Source organism: Aromatoleum aromaticum EbN1, from assembly GCF_000025965.1.
In the GTDB taxonomy this organism is placed as follows: Bacteria; Pseudomonadota; Gammaproteobacteria; order Burkholderiales; family Rhodocyclaceae; genus Aromatoleum; species Aromatoleum aromaticum.
In genome coordinates this window covers 123,081-143,083 of record NC_006824.1, presented here as the reverse complement: position 1 = coordinate 143,083, position 20,003 = coordinate 123,081, and the positions used below count along the sequence as shown (strand labels likewise).

Below are 20,003 nucleotides of genomic sequence, written 5' to 3'. Positions count from 1 at the left end.
CGACAGCTCGCAGGCCAGGCGCGTGTTCGCAAGAGGAAAACGGACCCGAGAAGCGCAGGGAGCAGGTCAGGCCGACCGATTGAGAGCCTCCCTGGCTGACACCCAAGGGTGGCGCGACTGATCTCCATGCCTCGTCCGCACCGATGAGTCATTGAGACCAGCCGGAGCGGGTAGTCGCAGGCTCCGGCGCACAGCGTCGAACAAGCTCGATTGGGGAAAGAAAGTCTGTTCTGCCCTTGTCCAAAGGCCCGCAGTCGAGAACCGATCACGCCAGGAATGACGATGAACGCATGATCAACGGCACAACCGGTATGCGGACGGTCTGTAGGGACGGGGTTGACAGAAAGTCCACTGGGGTCGCGTTAGGGCGGAAACGACTGCTCTGACGGAGCGCTTGCGGAGGAATTTTAGCCGCTAAAATATTGACATGCTGAATAAGTATAGCTAAACTTTAGCGCATGATTGGCGGTTGGTGCCGCTGATTTCAATCATCAGGGCGGAGTGTTATGAGTGCAGTCCATCATCATGAAGAAGAGGTTAACCGAAGCGCAGTTTCTAGAGGCCATTAAGGGCCTCGAAATAGGGAAGCAGACCCGCGAAATCGCGTGGGGTGTGCTGGTCGAGGGAAAGAAGCAGGCCGGGTACGTGACAGCCTTGGGCGTGACCAAGGGAGCAGTCTGGCAAGCGGTGGAACGAGTGTGGGGGGCGCACATAACCAAGGCAATACCGGATGGATTTGAGCGAGTCACGGCAGTACTACCCGAGCACCAGGCGTTCATCGTGAAGAAGTGGGCCGAGGACGCCAAGAAAAAACAGGAACCTAAAGCATGAAAACGATGGTCACGGCAAACCAAAAGGGTGGCGTCGGGAAGACTTCGACGGTGGTGCATGTCGCTTTCGATTTCCTCGAGCGCGGCTTGCGGGTTGCCGTGATCGACCTGGACACCCAAGCCAATGCGTCCTTCACTTTGCAGGGCCACCAAAGTGGCTATCTGGCGAGCCAGATGTTCGACCTAGACGTCGACCGCCTGCGACAGTGGTTCACTGGCCGCGTGGACGGGCCAGCTATTCATCTGATCGCATCCGATGCCCGCTTGGCGGACATGGAGAAGCGCGGCGTATCCGAGGCGAGCGCGAGTTTCAAGGCCAACGTGGCGGCGCTTGCCGATTGCGGTTTTGACGTGGTGCTGGTGGATACCGCTCCTTCCCTTGGCGTCGGAATGGCGGCCGCGCTGTTCGCGGCTGACTATGTGCTGTCGCCCATCGAGCTGGAGGCGTACAGCATGCAGGGCATCAAGAGGATGGTCACGACGATTGCGAACGTCCGCAAGGTCAATACCAAGCTGAAATTCCTCGGGATGATGCCGAGCAAGGTGGACGCCCGGAACCCCCGGCACTTGCGGCACTTGGACGAGCTACACAAGGCGTATCCGCAACTGATGATTCCGGCCAGCGTCGGCCTTCGCAGCAGCATCGCCGATGCTTTGGCGAGCGGCGTGCCTGTCTGGAAGATCAAGAAAACCGCAGCGCGCAAGGCGGCGAAGGAAGTCCGCGACGTGGCCGACTATGTATTTACGAAGATGGAGATTGCGTAATGACCGCCGTTAAGAACGCCAAGAAGAAGGTCGTCGAGCAGCCCCGGGCGTCCGGGCTGGGCCTGGATAGCATTGGCGACCTGTCGGGCCTCCTGAACGAGCCCGAGTCGGTTGCGCGCGGCGCTGGCCCCTTGGAATTGCCTTTGGAGCTGATCGATGAAGATCCAGACCAGCCCCGCACCGCAGACAACCCCGGCTTCTCGCGCGAAAGCATCGCAGAGATTGGGCAGACGATCAAATACCGGGGCGTGAAGTCGCCGATTTCGGTGCGCGAGAACCCGCAGGCTGAAGGGCGCTACATCATCAACCACGGCGCGCGCCGCTACCGTGGATCTCAGTGGGCCGAGAGAGCGACCATTCCGGCCTTTATCGACAACGATTACAACCACGCCGACCAGGTCATCGAGAACCTCCAACGCAACGAGCTCACCCCGCGCGAGATCGCGGATTTCATCGGCCGCGAGCTGGCGACTGGCAAGAAGAAGAGCGAGATCGCCCGCGAGATCGGCAAGTCCCCGGCATTCGTGACCCAGCACGTGACGCTGCTCGATCTACCCGACCCGATCGCCAAGGCGTTCAACACCGGTCGGGCCAACGACGTGACCGTGGTCAACGAACTGGTGACGGCGTTCAAGAAGAACCCGCAAGAAGTTGGCGTCTGGTTGGCCGACGACAGCCAGGAGCTGACGCGGGGATCGGTCAAGCTGCTGCGCGAGTTCTTGGAGGACAAGCGCCGGCATGGTGACGAGGACGAGTTCAATCCGAATACGGCGGACGCCACGAGCAGCGAGACTGACGCCGCTGCTGAGGAAGGCGAGCAAGGGTCGGAAGGGTCGGATTCCAAGAAGGAGAAGAAGGAGGCCGACTCGGACAAGCTCAAGAAGGTGATCATCCAGGTCAAGCACAATGGCCGCCCTGCCCGGCTGATCCTCAACAAGCGCCCGCCGACCGAGGGCTGGGCCTGGTTGAAGTATGAGGATGACGGAATGGAGTTCGAGGCCGACTTGATCCAGGTGAAACTCGTTGCGCTGATCGAGGGCTGACGGGAGGGACGCAGCTCCGATGCAAGGCGGGCTGGCTCCGTCTGTTGGTCAATTCCAACGCCGGCCCCTCAAGCGTGAACACTTCTTCATCCCGACGGACCCCCTGGCTCGAAGGCTGACTGCCGGTCAGCGTGCCACCACCACCGGTAAATCGCTCCAGGACGTCGTATAGTCCGGTGTCCGCCGTTCCTGGCGCATCTTCCAGCCTTGCCGGGTGCCGATGACGGAGGATTTCAGCGTGCTGCGGCCCCATCGGTGGTTGATCGCATCCATTGCCACCATGACGGCTTGTGCGCGCGTATCGCTCGCCAGCTCGTCGAACAGGCTCTGTTGCCGTTTTCCGGCCGGCATGAGCTCGGCGAGCATGATTCCAGCTTTGTGGTATGCGAAGCCTGACCGGTAGAGACCGTCGAGCACCCGCAGCGCGATTGCGATCAGCTTGCGGGTGTCGCTGGTCGGGTCGCTCAGCGGAACCGTGACCGCGCGCTGGTATTGCGGATCTTGGGGCTTGAACGGATTGGTGCAGATCATCACCGTCAGCGCCCCTACCTCGGATCCTCGCGCGCGCAGCTTCTCCGCTGCCCGGCTGATGTGGCTTGCGACCGCTTCCCGCAGCTCTTCCAAGAGGAAGACGGCGTTGCCGAACGAGCGGCTGGCAATGATCTGCTGCCTGGGCGGGGCGACCTCTTCGAGTTCGAGGCAGGACATGTCATTGAGCTCGCGCACCGTGCGTTCGAGGGCGACCGAGAAGCGGCGCCGGATTAATTCGGGGTTGGCCCGACGCAGGTCTTCAACGGTGCGGATCGCCATCGTGGCCAAGCGGTCCTGCAGCCGGCCACCGACGCCCCACACCTCGCCGACACCGATTTCAGCGAATAGGGCCGCCCGTTGCGCTGGCTGGATTGTGCGCAGGTCGCAGACGCCAGCGTACTGCAGGCGCTTCTTGGCAAGATGATTGGCGAGCTTGGCGAGGGTTTTCGTCGGGGCGATCCCGATGCATACCGGCAGCCCGAGCCATTGGCTGACGCGGTCGCGGATCCGGTAGCTGTACTCCACGAGGTCGAGCTGAGCAAACCCCGCTAAATCGAGAAAGCACTCGTCGATGCTGTAGACCTCGAGCCGCGGCGTGAAGCTGGCCAGAACCTCGATCACACGGTTGCTCATGTCCGCGTACAGCGCGTAGTTCGAGGACAGGGCGATGATTCCGTGCCGCTGGGCGAGCCCGGCGAGTTTGAACCAGGGCGCGCCCATCGGGACTCCGAGGACCTTCGCCTCGGCCGAGCGGGCGACCACGCAGCCGTCGTTGTTCGACAGCACCACGACCGCCCGGCCGGCGAGCCGAGGGTCGAAGAGTTTTTCGCAGCTGGCGTAGAAGTTGTTGCAGTCGACCAGCGCGAAAACCGGGGGCGGTGAACTCATGTGGGGATTCGGCTGAACTTGCCGATCACCACGCCCCAGATCACCAGCTCGCTGCCTTCGGTCAATTCGAGTGGCGGATAGCCGGGGTTTTCCGCCAGGAGTGCGATCCGGTCGCCGCGACGGTGAAAGCGCTTCACCAAGCGTTCGCCATTCACGAAGGCGATGACGACATGCCCGTGAGCCGGCATAACGCTGCGGTCGACCACCAGAATGTCGCCGTCGAAGACCTGCGCTCCCTGCATGGAGTCGCCCTTGACGGGGAAGTAGAAAGTCGAGACCGGGTTGCGCACCAAGTAATCGTTGATGTCGAGCTTTTTGTCTTCATAGTCCTCGGCCGGCGATGGGAAGCCAGCCGATACGGGAGCGAGCCCAAGCGGGATTGCCAGGCACCCCCGGGTCGGCGACGGATAGCGGAGACCGGCAACCGCGGCAGGGGACAAGTCCGAAAGGGGAGTGAGCAGGGTCATAATCATTGCCTTTAGCTGTAACTTTATATGGGGTATCCATTTAGCTCCACCGACCCCGGGCTACTGTATATTTATATATGATAGCTCCGGTTGCAGGGAGGGACTACCCCCGAACGTGGAACGAGTTCTTGGACTGGTTCCCGACGGAGGAGGCCTGCATGGCCTTTGTCGAGCGGCTTCGCTGGCGGCACGATTTCACCTGTCCGGCGTGTGGGGTGGTCGAGCCGCCGTACCGCGCCAGCCGGGGCGCTTGATGTGCCGCAGTTGCCGGCATCAGACGTCGGTCACGACCGAGACGATCTTCGAGAAGACGCGCACGCCGTTGCGCGTATGGTTGGCGGGGGCTTGGGATGCAACCAACCAGAAGCTGGGCGTGAGTGCCCTCGGCTTGCAGCGGGTGCTTGTCAATGCCGATTTAAAACTGACACGCTTTCCCGGCGGTTGCCGATTTAAAACTGATACACCTCTATCCCATTGACATGTGCGACGGAGCGCCCCGAAGGGAGGGCCGAAGGCCCGACCGCAGGGGCGCTCCGTCGCGCGGCCCTCAGCCGGCGACCGCCAGCGCTTGCACCATCCCGGCCTTGCGCTGGTGTTTCAGCCGGTAGCTCTCGCCGCTGATCGGCACGATGTGCGCGTGATGCAGCAGCCGATCCAGTAGCGCCGCCGTGAGCGTCGCATCCTGGGCGAAGGTGCTGTCCCACTGCCCGAACGACAGATTGCTGGTCACGATCAGGCTGCCCCGCTCGTAGCGCGCCGCGATCACCTGGAAGAACAGGTTGGCCTGCTCGCGCGTCATCGGCAGGTAGCCGATCTCGTCGACGATCAACAGCCGGTAGGCGTTGATCGCCCGCTGCATCACGTTCTTGAGCTGGTTGCGCTCATGCGCCAGGACCAGCGTCAGCAGCAGGTCGGCGGCGGTGGTGAAGCGCGTCTTGATGCCGGCCTGCGTGGCGCGGTAGCCCAGCGCGATGGCCAGATGGGTCTTGCCCACCCCGCTGGGGCCCACCAGCACAACGTTCTCGGCACGCTCGACGAAGGCGAGGCTGGCCAACTCCTCGATCTGGCTGCGCTTGAGCCCGCTGGCAAAGCCATAGTCGAAATCCTCCAGCGTCTTGATCGCGGGGAAGCCCGCCAGGCGCGTGAGCATGCTTTGCTTGCGGCTCTGACGACCGGCCGCCTCGGCCCGCAGCAACTGTTCGAGGAAGTCGCTGTAGGCCAGTTGATCGGTGGCCGCCTGCTGGGCCGCTGCGGCATAGCCTTGGGCGGTGAGCGGCAGGCTCAGCGTCTGGCACAGCGCCTGGATCCGTTCGTATTGCAGGTTCATGCGCCGATCTCCTGCGCCTGTTGCAGCGTCTGCAGCAACGCGTCGTAGACGGCCAGCGGATGCTGGGCGGGTTGCGCCGTTTCGAGGTGCGCACGCACGGCGGGCGGGCGCACGGGGCCCTCGTCGTGTGCCGCCTCAGCCTGCGGCCGGGCGCCCTCGATGTCGCCCCGCCACGGCGGTGCCAGCGCCTGCAGCGCAGCCCGTTCGGCCGCCAGCCGCGCTACCGGTTGCTCGCCGGTGGTGCCATGCACGCGCACGTTGGCGACTTCGTCGAGCCAGCGGCGCACCTGCACCGTGGCCGTGGCGGCGTCGAGCACCAGACCGGCCTGCTTGAACTGCGCCACCAGCGGCACGTAGAACGAGCGCCGCAGATAGCCGTTGAAGCGCTCCACCTTGCCCTTGGTCCGTGCCCGATAGGGGCGGCACAGCTTGATCACGAACCCGGCGTGACGGGCGTAGTCCAGAAAGCCGGCGTGGTAGCGGTGCGCGCCTTCGCCGTCGACATCGCGCTCGAGCACCACGGTCTTCATGTTGTCGTACAGCACCTGGCGCACCACGCCCCCGAACGCCGCGAAGCTGCGCTCGTGGCAGCCGATCAGCGTCGTCACCTTCATGTCGGTGACAAACTCGACGTAGCTCATGCGGCTGTAGCCGAGCGTGGCGCAGAACGCGTACAGCGGCTGCGCGCCCTTGCGAAACTCCACCCAGTCGACCTGCATCTGGTGGCCCGGCGCCGTCTCGAAGCGCACCACCGGCTCCGATGGCTGCGCCGGCTTGAGCATGTGCATGAACGCGCGCAGCTGGCTGGCGCCACCCTGATAGCCCTGCGCCACGATCTCACGCATCAGGACCGAGGCCGGAATCCAGTGCGGATGCGCCGCCGCCTGGCGTTCGCGCAAGTACGCCTCGAAGGGCGCCAGCTTCGTCACCCGCTGGACCTTGCGCGCGTAGCGTGGCAGCTCCGGCGACGCCAGGTGCGCACGCACCGTGTTCACCGCACACCCCACCTCGGCGGCGATCCGCCGAAGGCTCAACCCGTGACGCCTCAACAGTTCGATTTCCACATACACCTCGTCTGTGATCACCCGGGCTCCAAATGGCCCGATCTTCTCAACTCGGTGTATCAACTTTCAATCGGCAGCCCGTATCAACTTACATCCGGCAGTGACAGTGCTTGGCCTAGGCAGTTACCAGACGGCGTGGACGATGCTGCACCGCTTTCGCCGAGCCATGGTGCGCCCGGAGCGCGAAAAACTGCCTGGGCTGGTCGAAGTCGATGAAACCTACTTGGCCATCACCGACCGGCAGTTACCCATTACGACCGCGGGGCGCAAGAGCAAGACCACCGCGACGCGGTCGCCAAGGAGGCCGCTGGGGTGCGCGAAAGCACCGCGCGTCTCACCGGTCAGGTCGAGATGCTCCAAGCGCAGAACGCAGAACTGCTGGAAGAGATCAATGGCAAGGGGCGCTGACAATACTTGAGCAGGCCTTCGCCCGGGTGGGGCAACTCGACGCCAACGCGCTGATCCTCGACACTGGAACGACTGAGCTTGGCGATGGCCAGAGCGTCGATCGGAAGGTTTGCGTCGACCTCGTCGAACGCGACCCGCACATCGACTGGTCCTAGCGATCAGATAGACGACTCTGACCCGTTTTCCGTACACGAGTCAGGTGAGAATGCAGTCGCTAACCGTTTTCGCTAACAAGACTGATAAATCATAGAATTGTCGACCTAACTCAAAGGGGACTCTTAGTGAAACAAAGACTTCTTGTGATGAATGGTTCGCGGATCGTTCAGAACGAGCGAGAAGGCCAGTGGTACACCGACAAGGTCGATAAGGCCGGGGCTTTGAGGCCCGGTATATACAACTTGTATCTTGCGAGCCTAGCAGACAAGGCCGCCACCCACCGCGGCGTAATCCTTCATGCCGACAAGGAACGCGTATACCAGCAAGTCGGCAAGAACTACGTCATGCACGATCGCTCAGATTTCGATAAAACCCCGGAAATTGGGAGCGCTAGGAGCATCAGCTACGACGCGCAAGGCAAGGCCAGCATGTCCGCCGAAACGATCCAGCTCAGTCGAGGGCGCTCTCGGTAGTTTTTAGCGGCTAAAACAGGAGGTCGACGTGAGTGGGTTGGGAATGGGCGAACACGCCCCGTGGGGAAATTTTCCCAAGTTCATCCGCAACGGAGACTTGGGCGCGTTGAAGATCCAACCGATACTGGGCAGCAAAGTCAGGCGACCACGAAGTCACGTTGAACATCGTAGACTGTTTATTGACCGCGAGTCAGGTTAAGACCGTCGTTGGGGGGATGACCGGCCGTTGCTAATTCGTCCTGGGTGCCGAGGAGGCCGGTAACAACAAGACCCCCATGGCGATGGCGGAAGTCCTTACGGGTCGGCTCGGCGCTTGATGTCGAGCTGGGTGTCGTCCAGCGGGAAAAGGTTGAGTATCCCCAAGTCCGGCGCTAATTCCGAACCATTCAGGCCTTCCGGGACTGCCATAAATTCAATGGCAGGTAACCGATGAGCTGTCATCCCAGCAATTTTGCCACGGACAGCAACTCGGCCTTATGTGGAGCTCAACATAAAGGCCGATTATGTGGATGCCTCGATTATGTGGAGCCAGGACCGGCGTCGTGCGCCAACCGCCCGTCTGGAGCGGCAGGCGCCGATTTCGAGCTCTACATAATCAGAGCGTCCGCAGGAAGTCGATCAGCGAGTCGGGCGCCCGATAGCGCCGGAGCTTGGCCTCTGGCTCGTGAAGCCGGGCCAGCGCCCGCTCCTTCATCGCCAGATCGGCCTCGACGTATTGGTGCGTAGTTGCCGGACTCTCATGGCCGAGCCAAAGCGCAATGACGGTGATGTCGACGCCGGCCTGCAGCAGGTGCATTGCCGTCGTGTGTCGCCTATCTCTTCAGCGACATAGGAGGCATACCTTTGCCGTCAGACGCTTGGTGCGTTGGCATCGTGAAGGCACCGACATCGACCAGATGATGCTGGCCCTGTCGACCTACCTGGGGCATACCAAGATCTCCCACACCTACTGGTATCTCTCGTCGGTCCCTGAACTGATGGCCCTGGCCGGTGGCAAGTTCGAGCGCTTCGTGGATTTGGCGGGAGGCGACGATGAGTAAGCCCGCCAAGACGCCGCCGTCATTCGCCACGCTCGTGCAGGCCTACTTCGCCGAGTACCTGACCCAACAGCGCGCACTCAGCCCGCAGACCATCGCCGCGTACCGCGACGCCTTTGTGCTGTTCCTCGAGTTCGCTCAGTCCCGGCTGGGCAAATCGTCGGCCGCGATCGCGCTCGCAGACATGACACCGGAGCTGATCACGGCATTCCTCAATCATCTTGAACAGCAGCGTCACAACTGCGTGCGCAGTCGTAACGCGCGCCTGGCTGCGTTGCGGTCATTCCTCAAGTTCGCCGGCCGCCGGGATGTGTCGTCGCTGCAGGTGGTCGAACGCGGACTCGGCATACCCGCGAAGCGTTTCGAGCGCCCGATGTTCGGCTATCTGTCCCGCGAGGAGATGCTGGCCGTGATCGACGCGCCCGATAAAACCTGGATCGGTCAGCGTGACCACGTGCTCTTCCTGATGCTCTACAACACCGGCGCGCGTGTGTCCGAAATCACCGGGGTCAAGGTCGGCGACGTGGTACTGGAAGAGCGTGCCGCTTGCGTTCATCTGCATGGCAAGGGCCGCAAGCAGCGCAGCGTTCCGCTGTGGCGCTCGACAGTCAAGGCCGTCCGAGCTTGGCTGAAGCAGAACCCTCAGCTCGAGCCAGAATCACCGTTGTTGCCCAACCGCAACTGGCATGCGATGACGCGCACCAACGTCGCCCTCCGGCTGGCGTTGGCTGTACATACCGCAACCCAGCCCTATCCGGATCTGGCGAAGCGCCACGTCTCGCCGCACGTGATTCGCCACTATCTACCCTTCCTGACTATGTCTCGTTGTGCCGCTAGATCCCGAAGTTTCAAGTACTTGCAGCAGCTTAGAGAAAGATAATCTGGACTCCTCTCAGCACCCCCCGTAATTCGGGGAGAGGAGTCGATCATGACCTACTTCATCCATGAGCAAGTCGTTCTATCGCGGCCGCCTGAAGGGCCGCTGGCGGCACACCTTGCGTCATTTGCGAACTTCGTGGGCGAACAGGGGTACAGCGTTTTTTCGCTGAGGCGGCACGTTCGGATCGCTGCAGGTTTTAGTCGATGGCTTGGACAAAGCGGAATCCAGGTGGACAGCATCTGCAGTGCGCACGCCGTCGAGTATTTACGTGATCGCGCCCGGTATCTGCGACCTGGTCGCGGTGATACGGCGGTGCTTCAACACCTCATTACCTTTCTGCGCCGTGAGGGCGTGATTCCGCAGGAGAAGGTCGAGCCCACCCGACTGACCGCAGTTGAGCACTGTGTCCAAGACTATGCGCAGTATTTGTGCGAAGCACGTGGTTTAGCCACAGCAACGATCATCAACTACGTGCCGTTCGTCCGGGAGTTTCTCAAGCAACAATTTGGCGAGGAAGGCGCCACGCTCTCGCGCCTGAATGCCAGCGATGTCGTGAGATTTGTGCAGGGCCAAGTTCCGCGCCTGCATCTGAAGCGCGCGAAGCTCATGACCACCGCGCTGCGCTCCTTCCTGCGCTATGCGCGTTATCGTGGCGACGTCACCCGGGATCTGGCCGCCGCCGTACCGGTCGTGGCGAACTGGTCGATGACGTCGATCCCGCGGGCGATCGCAGCCGAAGAAGTCCGTCAGTTGCTGGGCAGCATCGATCGGGATCAGCCGACAGGGCGCCGTGACTATGCCATCTTGCTGCTGCTCGCACGACTGGGCTTGCGTTCGGGCGAAGTGGCATTTCTCGAACTCGATGACATCGACTGGAACGCAGGACAATTGCATGTACGCGGCAAAGGTGGCCAGCGAAACGAGTTTCCCTTGCCGGTCGAGGTCGGCGAAGCGATCGTCGCCTACCTGCACTCGGGGCGCCCGCGTAGCGCCAGCCGTCGCGTATTCTTGCGTACCAGAGCGCCGAACCGCGGTTTCCAGGGAGCGTGCGGTGTGTGCTCCCTGGTCCGGCACGCGATCGAGCGCGCCGGCATCCACGCCCCTACGAGGGGGGCGCATCAGTTTCGCCACGGATTGGCCACCGAGATGTTGCGCCAGGGCGCCTCGCTGGGCGAGATCGGCGAGCTGCTGGGTCACCGCCATCCACAGACCACGAAGATCTACACCAAGGTCGACCTCGAGGCATTGCGCACCCTGGCTCTGCCGTGGCCCGGAGGTGCGCGATGAACACGCTGCGACAGGCCGTTCAAGAGTACCTGAGTCTGCGGCGCGCTCTGGGGTTCAAGCTGCGCGAGGCGGGCAAGGCGTTACATGACTTCGTCACGTTCATGGAGCGGCGCCGCGCCGACTATGTAACGCATGAGTTGGCGCTCGCCTGGGCGCAACAACCTTCAAACGTCCAACCGGCGCACTGGGCGCAGCGACTGAGTTTCGTACGCGGATTTGCTCGCCATCACAGTGCCACGGACCCACGCACGCAGATTCCGCCGCCGGGCTTGTTGCCGTTTCAACCCAAGCGAGCGCGCCCGTACCTGTACTCGGATGAGGAGATTCGGCGCTTGCTGGGCGCGGCGCTCACGATGCCGTGCCGTTATGAACGCGGTGCGCTGCGCCCGTGGACCTTCCATGCCCTTTTCGGGTTACTGAGCGTCTCGGGCCTGCGCCTGGGCGAAGCCCGCAACCTCCAGCTTCAGGACGTGGATCTCGAGGCGGCGGCGTTGACGATTCGCGGTGCCAAGTTCGGCAAGTCTCGACTCGTACCTTTGCATGGCTCCACCTGCGAAGTACTTGCCGACTACATCGCGCGACGCAACCGTCATTGGGAGGCACGGCCGGTGTCCTCCTACCTGTTCGTATCCAGCTCGGGCAATCGTTTGGACGGCGGCGATATTCACCGAACTTTCTACGCCTTGTCGCGGCAGATTGGATTACGCGGGGTATCGGACAGTCACGGACCACGCCTGCACGACATGAGGCACGCATTTGCGACAAATACCCTCGTGCGCTGGTACCAATGTGATCAAGATCCGCAGCGTCAGCTGCCGATCCTGTCCGCCTACCTCGGCCATGTCCACGTCGAGGATACGCAGTGGTACTTGAGCAGTTCTCCGGAACTGATGCGCGAGGCGATGCGCCGGCTCGAGCGGCGCTGGGAGGATCGGCCATGATCACCCCTGCCAGCTTTGCTGCGCTGTTGGAGCGTTTCTTTACCCAGCGCCTGATGCAGCAACGCCAAGCGAGTCCGCACACGATCAGCTCCTATCGCGATACCTTTCGTCAATTTCTGAAATTCGTTCAGCAACGGCTGCATAAGTCACCGTCACGGCTGAGCCTGGAGGAGATCGATGCCCCATTGATCGTGGCGTTTCTCGATGACTTGGAGAAGTGCAGACGGGTGAGCATCCGTAGCCGTAATCTGCGCCTCACTGCGATCCACTCCTTCTTTCGTTACGTGGCATTCGAGGCCCCCGAGCATTCCGCGCAGATCCAGCGGGTGCTCGCCATCCCCAGCAAGCGCTTCACGCGCAACTTGGTCTCGTTTCTCGCACGTGCCGAAGTCGATGCCTTGCTGGCGGCTCCGGATCAGCACACGTGGTCTGGCCGGCGCGATCACGCCTTTTTGCTGGTGGCGGTGCAGACAGGGCTACGTTTGTCTGAAATGACCGGGCTCAAACGCGACGACCTCATCCTCGGGGCCGGCGCTCACGTGCGCGTGGTGGGCAAGGGTCGCAAGGAACGCTGTACGCCGCTGGCCAAGTCCACGCTCACCGTGTTGAAAGCCTGGCTGCGCGAGCCGCAACGCGGAGAGGGCGACGTGCTCTTCCCCAGCGCCAAGGGCGAGCGTCTCAGCGTCCACGGCGTGCAGTACTTGCTGAACAAGCATCGCTTGGCGGCCTCGGAGGCGTGCCCTTCGTTGACGCAGAAGCGAATCACTGTTCACCGCTTGAGGCACACGATGGCCATGGACCTGCTTCAAGCGGGCGTTGATCGTTCGGTGATTGCCTTGTGGCTCGGACACGAATCGGTGGAGACCACGCAGATCTATCTCGATGCGAACCTCGAAATGAAGGAGCAGGCCCTTGCGAAGACAGCTCCACCCCACGGCACGCCCGGGCGCTATAAACCGGGAGACCAGCTCCTGAACTTCTTGAATAGTCTGTAGGGCAGACAAAAACTATGTCGGGTGATGTGTAAGGCACCACGCAAGGCACCACGCGATTTGTCGAACGATCGTGAAAGCTCCTCTGGGTCACTCGACATAGTCAGGAAGGGTAGATAGTGGCGAATCACGTGCGGCGAGATCTGGCGTGCCGCCAAGGCGGGGCAGGATTCCGCGGCAACCTGGACGGCGCGATCCAGTCGCTGCATCACGTTCCATCGCGACATCGATTGGCCGTCGCGATTGGGCAGCAATGGCGAGTCCGAATCAAACTGCGGATTTCGCCGGAGCCAGACCCGGATCGCCCTGACGGTCGAGTGCCACAGCGGCACACTGCTCTGCTTGCGTCCCTTGCCGTGCAAATGAACGCAGGCGGCTCCATCGGCGAGCACCACCTCGCCGACCTTGACCCCGGCAATCTCGGAAACCCGAGCGCCGGTGTTGTAGAGCAACAACAGCAACACATGATCCCGTTGGCTGAACCATGTTCCATCCGGCGTTCCGATCACCGCAAGCATTTCCTCCCGGGACAGATAGCCAAGCATCGGGCGCTCGAAGCGCTTTGCCGGAACGCCAAGCGCATGTTCGATCACCTGCAGCGATGACACGTCGCGGTGGGCGGCGAACTTCAGGAATGAACGCAGCGCCGCGAGACGGGCATTGCGGCTGCGCACGCTGTTGTGCCGCTCGCGTTCCAGATGATCGAGGAAGGCCGTGATCAGTTCTGGCGTGATGTCGGCCAGCGTGATCAGCGCCGGCGACCGACCAAGGCGCGCCTCAGCGAAGCCCAAGAAGAGCATGAAGGCATCCCGGTAGCCGGAGTTCGACAGTTAATCTCGTAACTATCTGATTTCGCTAGAGGCGACTTTCAAACGTGCCCCTACAACAGCGTCAGCTGCTCAGGCGCGACCGGTTTTTTCACCCGCAGGGCACTGAGGACCTCGTTCTGGTGTGCGTTGATGGAAGACACCCCCGTCACAGGTTCGGCGGCGCCGAGCCGGACGCGGTGGTGCTGGATGCGATGCAGCTGCTCGAGCGCCCGCTCGGGGGTGAGCCCGGTGTGCGCCGCACGCAGCCGCGCGCGCATGATGCGGTGCAGGATCAGCGCCATGAAGCAGATCGAGGCGTGTGCGCGGATGCGTTCGGGCAACCGGTGATAGACCGGCCCGATCTCGATCTCGGATTTGAGCACCTTGAAGCCGCGCTCGATGTCGGCGAGCGCCTTGTAGCGCGTGACGACGTCGGCAGGGGCGAGATCCTTCGTGTTGGTCACGAGCAGGAGCTTGCCGTCCATGAGTTCGGCAAGCCGCCGGGCCGTCTCGTCGATTTCGTAGCGGAAGAGCTCGGCCTTGAGGTCGACGCGGATGATTTTGGACAGATGCGCCTCGCACACCGCGTGGTAGAAGCGCGCCTTGGCCCCGCTGTCCGAGAGTTTGCGGCCGCGGTGCTTGACCCCGCCGTCTTGCTCGACGAGCTTGCTGGCCCAGGCTTCGCCCTGCGCGATGAGCGCGGCGATCTCGCCGTTGCGCCGTGTGCTCTGCACCGCGGCTGTCGCCGGAGCGTGGGCGACGATGAGCCGCAGCCCCTGCCAAGCGAGTTCGCCGGTCACCTCGGCCCTCGCCTGCGTGCAGTGCGTGCGCTGGAAGGGGCCGAGGAGCTCGGCGAACTCGTGATAGCGCCGCCCCGGCACCGCGATGATGAACTCGAGCGGCTCACCGCTCGCGAGCCGCACCGCCTCGAGCGCCTCGAGGTTGTCCAGGCTGAGCAACCCGCGGTCGGCCACGAGGATAAGCCGGCGCACTTCGGGGAAGCGTTCGAGCACCGTCGTGAGGGTGGGCAGGAGCGTCGTCGTCTCGGCCGCGTTGCCCGCGAACACCTCGTGATAGATCGGAAGCCCGTCGGCCGTCTGCACCACGCCAAGCATGAACTGGCGGGCAATCAACCCCTCTTTGGCCATGCCGAAGGCGCGTACGTCGCCGGCCACGTTCGTGAGCCCCTCGGCGCGGATCGTGGTGAGATCGTAGAAGACGACCGACAGGTCCTGATCGACGAGCGGGCGCAGGAGTCCCGTCACCACCGCATCGACCGCCGCCTGGTGAGCCATCAGCGCATCCATGCTGCGCAGCAATTGCTGATGCGTGATCGCCTTGACGTCGACCTCGGGCAGCGCGACCGTCTCGAGCCAGCGCAGCACGCCGAGCTTGGAGTCCGGATCGCACAGGCGGTTGAGCACCATCACGCGGATGAGCGCCTCGACATCGGTCGTGTGGCGCGTACGGCGAAACACCCGGCGCAGCGCCCCGAAGCCCAACTCCTTCCACAGCTCGGTCAGCGCCCAGACGTCGCCCAGTGCGCGGGCCGATTCGAACGCGACCGAAGGGGGTGCAGGGCGCTCACCCATGGGTTCTCGGCCGGAGACCCTGAGCAGTCCGTTGATCACGGAATCCAGCTCACCGCCGACCTGGTCGAGCCGACCAAGCGTTGCCACGGTACGCTTCTTCACCCGGCCGGCATCATCCCGATAGGACTGGACGAGCTGAAGGTAGCGGCGGCCGCCGGAGGTGGTGATCTTGACGAACATGCCGCCACTTTAGCAGCACGGCATACATCGTCAAGCAAGGTCGTAGCTGTTACAAACGTGCCACCACAAGAGTTTCGGAAAAATCGGGCTGAAACCCGCATGAATGCTGAGGCGGGTTTTCAAAAAACGGCGTTTTTCGGGCTGAACTGTCGAACTCCGGCGGTAGGCGGCAACCGTCTGCGGGCTGAGGGCGCGTTGTTGCGTCAGGTGCTCGACGAAGAAGGCTTGCACGAGCGCGGGAAACGATGGCGGTGATTTGGATTGCTTACGCATCATCATCTCCCGCGAGATCGGCGAATTGCTCGAACCGGGCGGCAGCGATCGCTACCAACTCGGGAACGGCGGTGAGGTACCAGTATGTGTAGAAGATCTCGGCATGACCCATGTAGGTCGACAGCGCCAGCATCTTCTGGTCGACCTCGGCACCATCGGCATACCAGGGCACCAGCCGCCGCACCGCGAAGGTGTGGCGCAGGTCGTGCAAGCGAGGAGCCTCGTGTCCGCCGCGATTGACCCAGCCGAGGCCGTCACGCAGGCCGGTAAAGACGCGGTGCGCCTGCCGCTCGCCAAGTGGCAGTCCCAGTCGGCGGCCGCGACTGCCGATCAGGAACGGCATACCGGTTGTCGTTGGAAGATGCCGCTCGCGTTGTTTCCGGTAGCGCGCCAGCGCCTTGACCGTGCTGGGATGGATCGGCAGTTGCCGGGACTTGGCGAACTTGGTCTGCCGGATCATCAGCATCCCGCGCTTGAGGTCGACATCCGCATCGCGCAGGTGAATGGCTTCGGAGACGCGCAACCCGGTCGAGGCCATCAGGCCGAACAGGGTTTCGTAGGTGAATGGCCGAAGGCTGCCAGAGGGGCCGAGTGTGCGCGCCGCCGCGAGCAAATCGTCGATCTCGTCGTCACGGTAGATATGGGGCGCAACGCGACCAGGTTCCGGGCCGAAGAGCGACGCCTCGGGAACCTCGGTGTCCGGCTCGAACTGCTGCAGATAATAGTTGAAGTGCCGCAGCCGTCCCCAACTGCGCGCCCAAGTACCCTCATCGCCATGGCCATCCTTGCCGGCACGTACCCATTCGATCATGAGTTCCGCCGTCAGCGGACCGCGATGGCGCTTGGCCTCGACGAAGCGAGCAAAGCTGGAGAGGAAGGCGTAACGGGAGCGCAGATGGAAACCTTGGCGGCGGCGCTCGGCCAGATAGTCGTCGATTCTGGCCTGCAGGCATCGGCGCCTGCTCATGATTCGCTCCCCGGCCAGGGCAACGCGACCTCGGCGAGGTTTGGGGTGTCGAGCTTGGCGTAGATCCGGGTGGTTTCCAGAGAACGGTGCCGCAGGACATCGGCAACCTCCTTGAGCGAGCTGCCGTTCTCGACCAGACGGCAGGCCAGCGTGTGACGGAGTAGGTGCGAACCGGAATCGGGCAAGCCGACCCGTCGGCAGGCACGGCGGATCACGTTCTGAACCGCATCAGTGGTGATCGGGATGTCACGCGAACCGCGGCGGCAAAGGAAGATCGCCCGGCTTGAGATTGCTGGACGCTCATGCTGCAGGTAGTCCGCTAACGCTTGTCCGGTCGCCATCGGCAGCGGCAGGACATCCTGCCGTCGCGACTTCGTGCCCTTCAGCGTGACGGTGCCTTCGCGCCAGTCGATGTCTTCGATCAGCAGGTTCGCAATCTCGCCAGCGCGCAGTCCCATGTCGAGTGCGCAGCGGACAATGGCATAACCTCGTCGGGGCCAGCGCCCGTAGGGGAATGCACCCAGCAGCCGTTGAACTTGGTCCGGCCGGAGGGCGCGCGGCAGCGAAGCAAGCTTCCACTGCACCGGAGAGGAAATGACTGCGTTCAGTCCGGCAACCGAGTCGCCGCAGATGGTTCGGTAGCGGAGGTAACTTCGCAAGGCCGATGCCAATTGGGCTGCGGCGGAATGCGAGGGGCTGTCCCCCAGTTGCCGAGCGATGAAGCGGCGAACATCGACCGCACGTAGCGTGGCCATGTTGACGACGCCATCGGCAAACTTCTTCCTCAATAGCTGTTCGACGATGCGGCAGCGGTCGCGACGCGTGCCTGCCGAAAGGCCGCGTACGTCACGCAGGTGGTCGTCGTACCGACGCAGTTCGTCAGCGATGGGAGCGGGAATTTCTGCAGAAGAGCGCACACGCTGCGCGCTCCGGGACGGCGAGGTTCGGTTCATGAGCGTCTCCTGGAGTGGAAACTCCACTTCAGGAGAGCGCTGAAATTATGTCGAGCTCAGAACCCCATCCTCGGCCCGCAAAAGCCCGCGACCATCAGTCTCTACAAACTGCACCTCGGGAAGCTCAACATAATCGAGGCATCCACATAATCGGCCGTACCGGTCATTAAGCGAAAGGATTTTGAATGACGGAAGCCGGTCACCTGCTGCCGTTCAGAAAGCGAGAACCTACCCCTAACACTTAGGCTGCAAGACTCGGTCCACCGGAGTTCGACAGTTCAGCCCGAAAAACGCCGTTTTTTGAAAACCCGCCTCAGCATTCATGCGGGTTTCAGCCCGATTTTTCCGAAACTCTTGTGGTGGCACGTTTGTAACAGCTACGACCTTGCTTGACGATGTATGCCGTGCTGCTAAAGTGGCGGCATGTTCGTCAAGATCACCACCTCCGGCGGCCGCCGCTACCTTCAACTCGTCCAGTCCTATCGGGACGATGCCGGGCGGGTGAAGAAGCGTACCGTGGCAACGCTCGGTCGCCTCGACCAGGTCGGCGGCGAGCTCGACTCGGTGATCAGCGGGCTGCTCAGGATCTCCGGCCGAGAACCCATGGGCGAGCGCCCGGCGGCCCCTTCGGTCGCGTTCGAATCGGCCCGCGCACTGGGCGACGTCTGGGCGCTCACCGAGCTGTGGAAGGAGTTGGGCTTCGGGGCGCTGCGCCGGGTGTTTCGCCGTACGCGCCACACGACCGATGTCGAGGCGCTCATCCGCGTGATGGTGCTCAACCGCCTGTGCGATCCGGACTCCAAGCTCGGCGTGCTGCGCTGGCTCGAGACGGTCGCGCTGCCCGAGGTCGACGTCAAGGCGATCACGCATCAGCAATTGCTGCGCAGCATGGATGCGCTGATGGCTCACCAGGCGGCGGTCGATGCGGTGGTGACGGGACTCCTGCGCCCGCTCGTCGATCAGGACCTGTCGGTCGTCTTCTACGATCTCACCACGATCCGCGCCGAGGGGCTCACGAACGTGGCCGGCGACGTACGCGCCTTCGGCATGGCCAAAGAGGGGTTGATTGCCCGCCAGTTCATGCTTGGCGTGGTGCAGACGGCCGACGGGCTTCCGATCTATCACGAGGTGTTCGCGGGCAACGCGGCCGAGACGACGACGCTCCTGCCCACCCTCACGACGGTGCTCGAACGCTTCCCCGAAGTGCGCCGGCTTATCCTCGTGGCCGACCGCGGGTTGCTCAGCCTGGACAACCTCGAGGCGCTCGAGGCGGTGCGGCTCGCGAGCGGTGAGCCGCTCGAGTTCATCATCGCGGTGCCGGGGCGGCGCTATCACGAGTTCGCCGAGCTCCTCGGCCCCTTCCAGCGCACGCACTGCACGCAGGCGAGGGCCGAGGTGACCGGCGAACTCGCTTGGCAGGGGCTGCGGCTCATCGTCGCCCACGCTCCGGCGACAGCCGCGGTGCAGAGCACACGGCGCAACGGCGAGATCGCCGCGCTCATCGCGCAGGGCGAAGCCTGGGCCAGCAAGCTCGTCGAGCAAGACGGCGGGGTCAAGCACCGCGGCCGCAAACTCTCGGACAGCGGGGCCAAGGCGCGCTTCTACCACGCGGTGTGCGAGGCGCATCTGTCCAAAATCATCCGCGTCGACCTCAAGGCCGAGCTCTTCCGCTACGAAATCGACGAGACGGCCCGGCGGCTTGCCGAACTCATGGACGGCAAGCTCCTGCTCGTGACCAACACGAAGGATCTCGCCCCTGCCGACGTCGTCACGCGCTACAAGGCGCTCGCCGACATCGAGCGCGGCTTCAAGGTGCTCAAATCCGAGATCGAGATCGGGCCGGTCTATCACCGGTTGCCCGAACGCATCCGCGCACACGCCTCGATCTGCTTCATGGCGCTGATCCTGCACCGCATCATGCGCGCGCGGCTGCGTGCGGCGCACACCGGGCTCACCCCCGAGCGGGCGCTCGAGCAGCTGCATCGCATCCAGCACCACCGCGTCCGGCTCGGCGCCGCCGAACCTGTGACGGGGGTGTCTTCCATCAACGCACACCAGAACGAGGTCCTCAGTGCCCTGCGGGTGAAAAAACCGGTCGCGCCTGAGCAGCTGACGCTGTTGTAGGGGCACGTTTGAAAGT

General features: G+C 63.0%; 17 protein-coding genes and 6 pseudogenes. 13 read left to right on the top strand and 10 right to left on the bottom strand.

Annotated elements, in window-relative coordinates; genetic code table 11:
- The first annotated feature begins 525 nt into the window (after positions 1-525).
- From EBN1_RS22495 to EBN1_RS22485, 3 genes are read left to right on the top strand one after another with little or no spacing between them, the layout of a single operon-like run.
- A complete protein-coding gene (locus EBN1_RS22495; RefSeq protein WP_041648054.1) occupies positions 526-831 on the top strand; it encodes a transcriptional regulator KorA in 306 nt (101 codons plus the stop codon).
- Positions 828-1,595 carry a ParA family protein gene (locus EBN1_RS22490; protein ID WP_011254992.1) on the top strand — a complete coding sequence of 256 codons (768 nt, stop codon included), beginning with the start codon at positions 828-830 and terminating at the stop codon, positions 1,593-1,595. The genes EBN1_RS22495 and EBN1_RS22490 overlap by 4 nt, the downstream gene beginning before the upstream one ends.
- On the top strand, positions 1,595-2,638 hold the full coding sequence (locus tag EBN1_RS22485) for a transcriptional repressor gene korB (protein WP_011254993.1): 1,044 nt from the start codon (positions 1,595-1,597) through the stop codon (positions 2,636-2,638). The genes EBN1_RS22490 and EBN1_RS22485 overlap by 1 nt, the downstream gene beginning before the upstream one ends.
- 126 nt (positions 2,639-2,764) lie before the next feature.
- Here the strand turns inward: EBN1_RS22485 and EBN1_RS22480 are convergent, their stop codons facing one another.
- Both EBN1_RS22480 and EBN1_RS22475 read right to left on the bottom strand, forming a co-directional pair.
- Entirely contained in the window at positions 2,765-4,057 is a 1,293-nt protein-coding gene (locus tag EBN1_RS22480; RefSeq protein WP_011254994.1) for a Y-family DNA polymerase, read from the bottom strand.
- The gene (locus EBN1_RS22475) at positions 4,054-4,530 is read right to left on the bottom strand and encodes a LexA family protein (protein ID WP_011254995.1); all 477 of its coding nucleotides are present in this window, start codon (positions 4,528-4,530) and stop codon (positions 4,054-4,056) included. The genes EBN1_RS22480 and EBN1_RS22475 overlap by 4 nt, the downstream gene beginning before the upstream one ends.
- A 71-nt stretch (positions 4,531-4,601) precedes the next feature.
- On the opposite strand from EBN1_RS22475, the pseudogene EBN1_RS22470 reads away from it, so the two are divergent.
- Positions 4,602-4,927, top strand: a pseudogene (locus EBN1_RS22470) (transposase); the annotation flags it as partial.
- 144 nt (positions 4,928-5,071) lie between these two features.
- On the opposite strand, the gene istB reads toward EBN1_RS22470, so the two are convergent.
- Together istB and istA are read right to left on the bottom strand one after the other, a co-directional pair.
- Positions 5,072-5,851, bottom strand: a complete 780-nt coding sequence (gene istB / locus EBN1_RS22465; RefSeq protein WP_011236051.1) for an IS21-like element ISAzo17 family helper ATPase IstB — start codon at positions 5,849-5,851, stop codon at positions 5,072-5,074.
- Positions 5,848-6,936, bottom strand: coding sequence for an IS21-like element ISAzo17 family transposase (gene istA, locus EBN1_RS22460; RefSeq protein ID WP_011236050.1), 1,089 nt, complete (start codon positions 6,934-6,936; stop codon positions 5,848-5,850). Before istA ends, istB begins: the two co-directional genes overlap by 4 nt.
- A gap of 85 nt (positions 6,937-7,021) precedes the next feature.
- Between istA and EBN1_RS22455 the strand changes: the two are divergent.
- From EBN1_RS22455 to kfrB, 3 genes and pseudogenes are all read left to right on the top strand, one after another.
- A pseudogene (locus tag EBN1_RS22455) lies at positions 7,022-7,198 on the top strand (IS1595 family transposase); the annotation flags it as partial.
- A 151-nt stretch (positions 7,199-7,349) separates the two neighbouring features.
- Positions 7,350-7,478: a hypothetical protein gene (locus tag EBN1_RS22450; protein ID WP_277813128.1), complete on the top strand. Its 129-nt coding sequence runs from the start codon at positions 7,350-7,352 to the stop codon at positions 7,476-7,478.
- Between the two features lie 126 nt (positions 7,479-7,604).
- Positions 7,605-7,952: an IncP plasmid survival protein KfrB gene (gene kfrB / locus EBN1_RS22445; protein WP_011254997.1), complete on the top strand. Its 348-nt coding sequence runs from the start codon at positions 7,605-7,607 to the stop codon at positions 7,950-7,952.
- Positions 7,953-8,547: 595 nt separating this feature from the next.
- Here the strand turns inward: kfrB and EBN1_RS22440 are convergent.
- Positions 8,548-8,763, bottom strand: a pseudogene (locus tag EBN1_RS22440) (tyrosine-type recombinase/integrase); the annotation flags it as partial.
- A 22-nt stretch (positions 8,764-8,785) separates the two neighbouring features.
- Here EBN1_RS22440 and EBN1_RS22435 point away from each other — a divergent pair.
- The 5 genes and pseudogenes from EBN1_RS22435 to EBN1_RS22415 form a co-directional block, all read left to right on the top strand.
- Positions 8,786-8,992, top strand: a pseudogene (locus tag EBN1_RS22435) (tyrosine-type recombinase/integrase); the annotation flags it as partial.
- A complete protein-coding gene (locus EBN1_RS22430) occupies positions 8,985-9,869 on the top strand; it encodes a tyrosine-type recombinase/integrase (RefSeq protein WP_011254998.1) in 885 nt (294 codons plus the stop codon). The pseudogene EBN1_RS22435 and the gene EBN1_RS22430, both read left to right, overlap by 8 nt.
- Positions 9,870-9,917: 48 nt before the next feature.
- Positions 9,918-11,156, top strand: coding sequence for a site-specific integrase (locus EBN1_RS22425; RefSeq protein WP_011236108.1), 1,239 nt, complete (start codon positions 9,918-9,920; stop codon positions 11,154-11,156).
- Positions 11,153-12,097 (top strand): tyrosine-type recombinase/integrase, encoded by a 945-nt coding sequence (locus tag EBN1_RS22420; protein ID WP_011236107.1) that lies wholly within the window; start codon positions 11,153-11,155, stop codon positions 12,095-12,097. The genes EBN1_RS22425 and EBN1_RS22420 overlap by 4 nt, the downstream gene beginning before the upstream one ends.
- Complete coding sequence (locus EBN1_RS22415; protein WP_011236106.1) at positions 12,094-13,092, top strand: site-specific integrase; 999 nt, start codon at positions 12,094-12,096, stop codon at positions 13,090-13,092. Before EBN1_RS22420 ends, EBN1_RS22415 begins: the two co-directional genes overlap by 4 nt.
- Here EBN1_RS22415 and EBN1_RS22410 read toward each other — a convergent pair.
- The 5 genes and pseudogenes from EBN1_RS22410 to EBN1_RS22390 all read right to left on the bottom strand — a co-directional run.
- Positions 13,047-13,910, bottom strand: a pseudogene (locus tag EBN1_RS22410) (tyrosine-type recombinase/integrase); the annotation flags it as partial. The gene EBN1_RS22415 and the pseudogene EBN1_RS22410 overlap by 46 nt on opposite strands.
- Positions 13,911-13,969: 59 nt before the next feature.
- A complete protein-coding gene (locus EBN1_RS22405) occupies positions 13,970-15,670 on the bottom strand; it encodes an IS1634-like element ISAzo6 family transposase (RefSeq protein WP_011237305.1) in 1,701 nt (566 codons plus the stop codon).
- Positions 15,671-15,829: 159 nt separating this feature from the next.
- Positions 15,830-15,943, bottom strand: a pseudogene (locus EBN1_RS22400) (integrase); the annotation flags it as partial.
- Positions 15,936-16,910, bottom strand: coding sequence for a tyrosine-type recombinase/integrase (locus EBN1_RS22395; RefSeq protein WP_011255000.1), 975 nt, complete (start codon positions 16,908-16,910; stop codon positions 15,936-15,938). The gene EBN1_RS22395 and the pseudogene EBN1_RS22400, both read right to left, overlap by 8 nt.
- Complete coding sequence (locus EBN1_RS22390; RefSeq protein ID WP_011255001.1) at positions 16,907-17,863, bottom strand: site-specific integrase; 957 nt, start codon at positions 17,861-17,863, stop codon at positions 16,907-16,909. The genes EBN1_RS22395 and EBN1_RS22390 overlap by 4 nt, the downstream gene beginning before the upstream one ends.
- A 423-nt stretch (positions 17,864-18,286) precedes the next feature.
- On the opposite strand from EBN1_RS22390, the gene EBN1_RS22385 reads away from it, so the two are divergent.
- Positions 18,287-19,987 carry an IS1634-like element ISAzo6 family transposase gene (locus EBN1_RS22385; protein WP_011255002.1) on the top strand — a complete coding sequence of 567 codons (1,701 nt, stop codon included), beginning with the start codon at positions 18,287-18,289 and terminating at the stop codon, positions 19,985-19,987.
- Positions 19,988-20,003 lie beyond the last annotated feature (16 nt).

What these genes read in the sequence shown, in the direction of transcription:
- istB (WP_011236051.1), bottom strand. Translation starts at nt 5,851, where the DNA reads ATGAACCTGCAATACGAACGGATCCAGGCGCTGTGCCAGACGCTGAGC.
- EBN1_RS22475 (WP_011254995.1), bottom strand. Translation starts at nt 4,530, where the DNA reads ATGATTATGACCCTGCTCACTCCCCTTTCGGACTTGTCCCCTGCCGCG.
- EBN1_RS22425 (WP_011236108.1), top strand. Translation starts at nt 9,918, where the DNA reads ATGACCTACTTCATCCATGAGCAAGTCGTTCTATCGCGGCCGCCTGAA.
- EBN1_RS22405 (WP_011237305.1), bottom strand. Translation starts at nt 15,670, where the DNA reads ATGTTCGTCAAGATCACCACCTCCGGCGGCCGCCGCTACCTTCAGCTC.
- EBN1_RS22485 (WP_011254993.1), top strand. Translation starts at nt 1,595, where the DNA reads ATGACCGCCGTTAAGAACGCCAAGAAGAAGGTCGTCGAGCAGCCCCGG.
- EBN1_RS22490 (WP_011254992.1), top strand. Translation starts at nt 828, where the DNA reads ATGAAAACGATGGTCACGGCAAACCAAAAGGGTGGCGTCGGGAAGACT.
- EBN1_RS22420 (WP_011236107.1), top strand. Translation starts at nt 11,153, where the DNA reads ATGAACACGCTGCGACAGGCCGTTCAAGAGTACCTGAGTCTGCGGCGC.
- EBN1_RS22430 (WP_011254998.1), top strand. Translation starts at nt 8,985, where the DNA reads ATGAGTAAGCCCGCCAAGACGCCGCCGTCATTCGCCACGCTCGTGCAG.
- EBN1_RS22385 (WP_011255002.1), top strand. Translation starts at nt 18,287, where the DNA reads ATGTTCGTCAAGATCACCACCTCCGGCGGCCGCCGCTACCTTCAACTC.
- EBN1_RS22395 (WP_011255000.1), bottom strand. Translation starts at nt 16,910, where the DNA reads ATGAGCAGGCGCCGATGCCTGCAGGCCAGAATCGACGACTATCTGGCC.
- EBN1_RS22390 (WP_011255001.1), bottom strand. Translation starts at nt 17,863, where the DNA reads ATGAACCGAACCTCGCCGTCCCGGAGCGCGCAGCGTGTGCGCTCTTCT.
- EBN1_RS22480 (WP_011254994.1), bottom strand. Translation starts at nt 4,057, where the DNA reads ATGAGTTCACCGCCCCCGGTTTTCGCGCTGGTCGACTGCAACAACTTC.
- EBN1_RS22415 (WP_011236106.1), top strand. Translation starts at nt 12,094, where the DNA reads ATGATCACCCCTGCCAGCTTTGCTGCGCTGTTGGAGCGTTTCTTTACC.
- EBN1_RS22495 (WP_041648054.1), top strand. Translation starts at nt 526, where the DNA reads ATGAAGAAGAGGTTAACCGAAGCGCAGTTTCTAGAGGCCATTAAGGGC.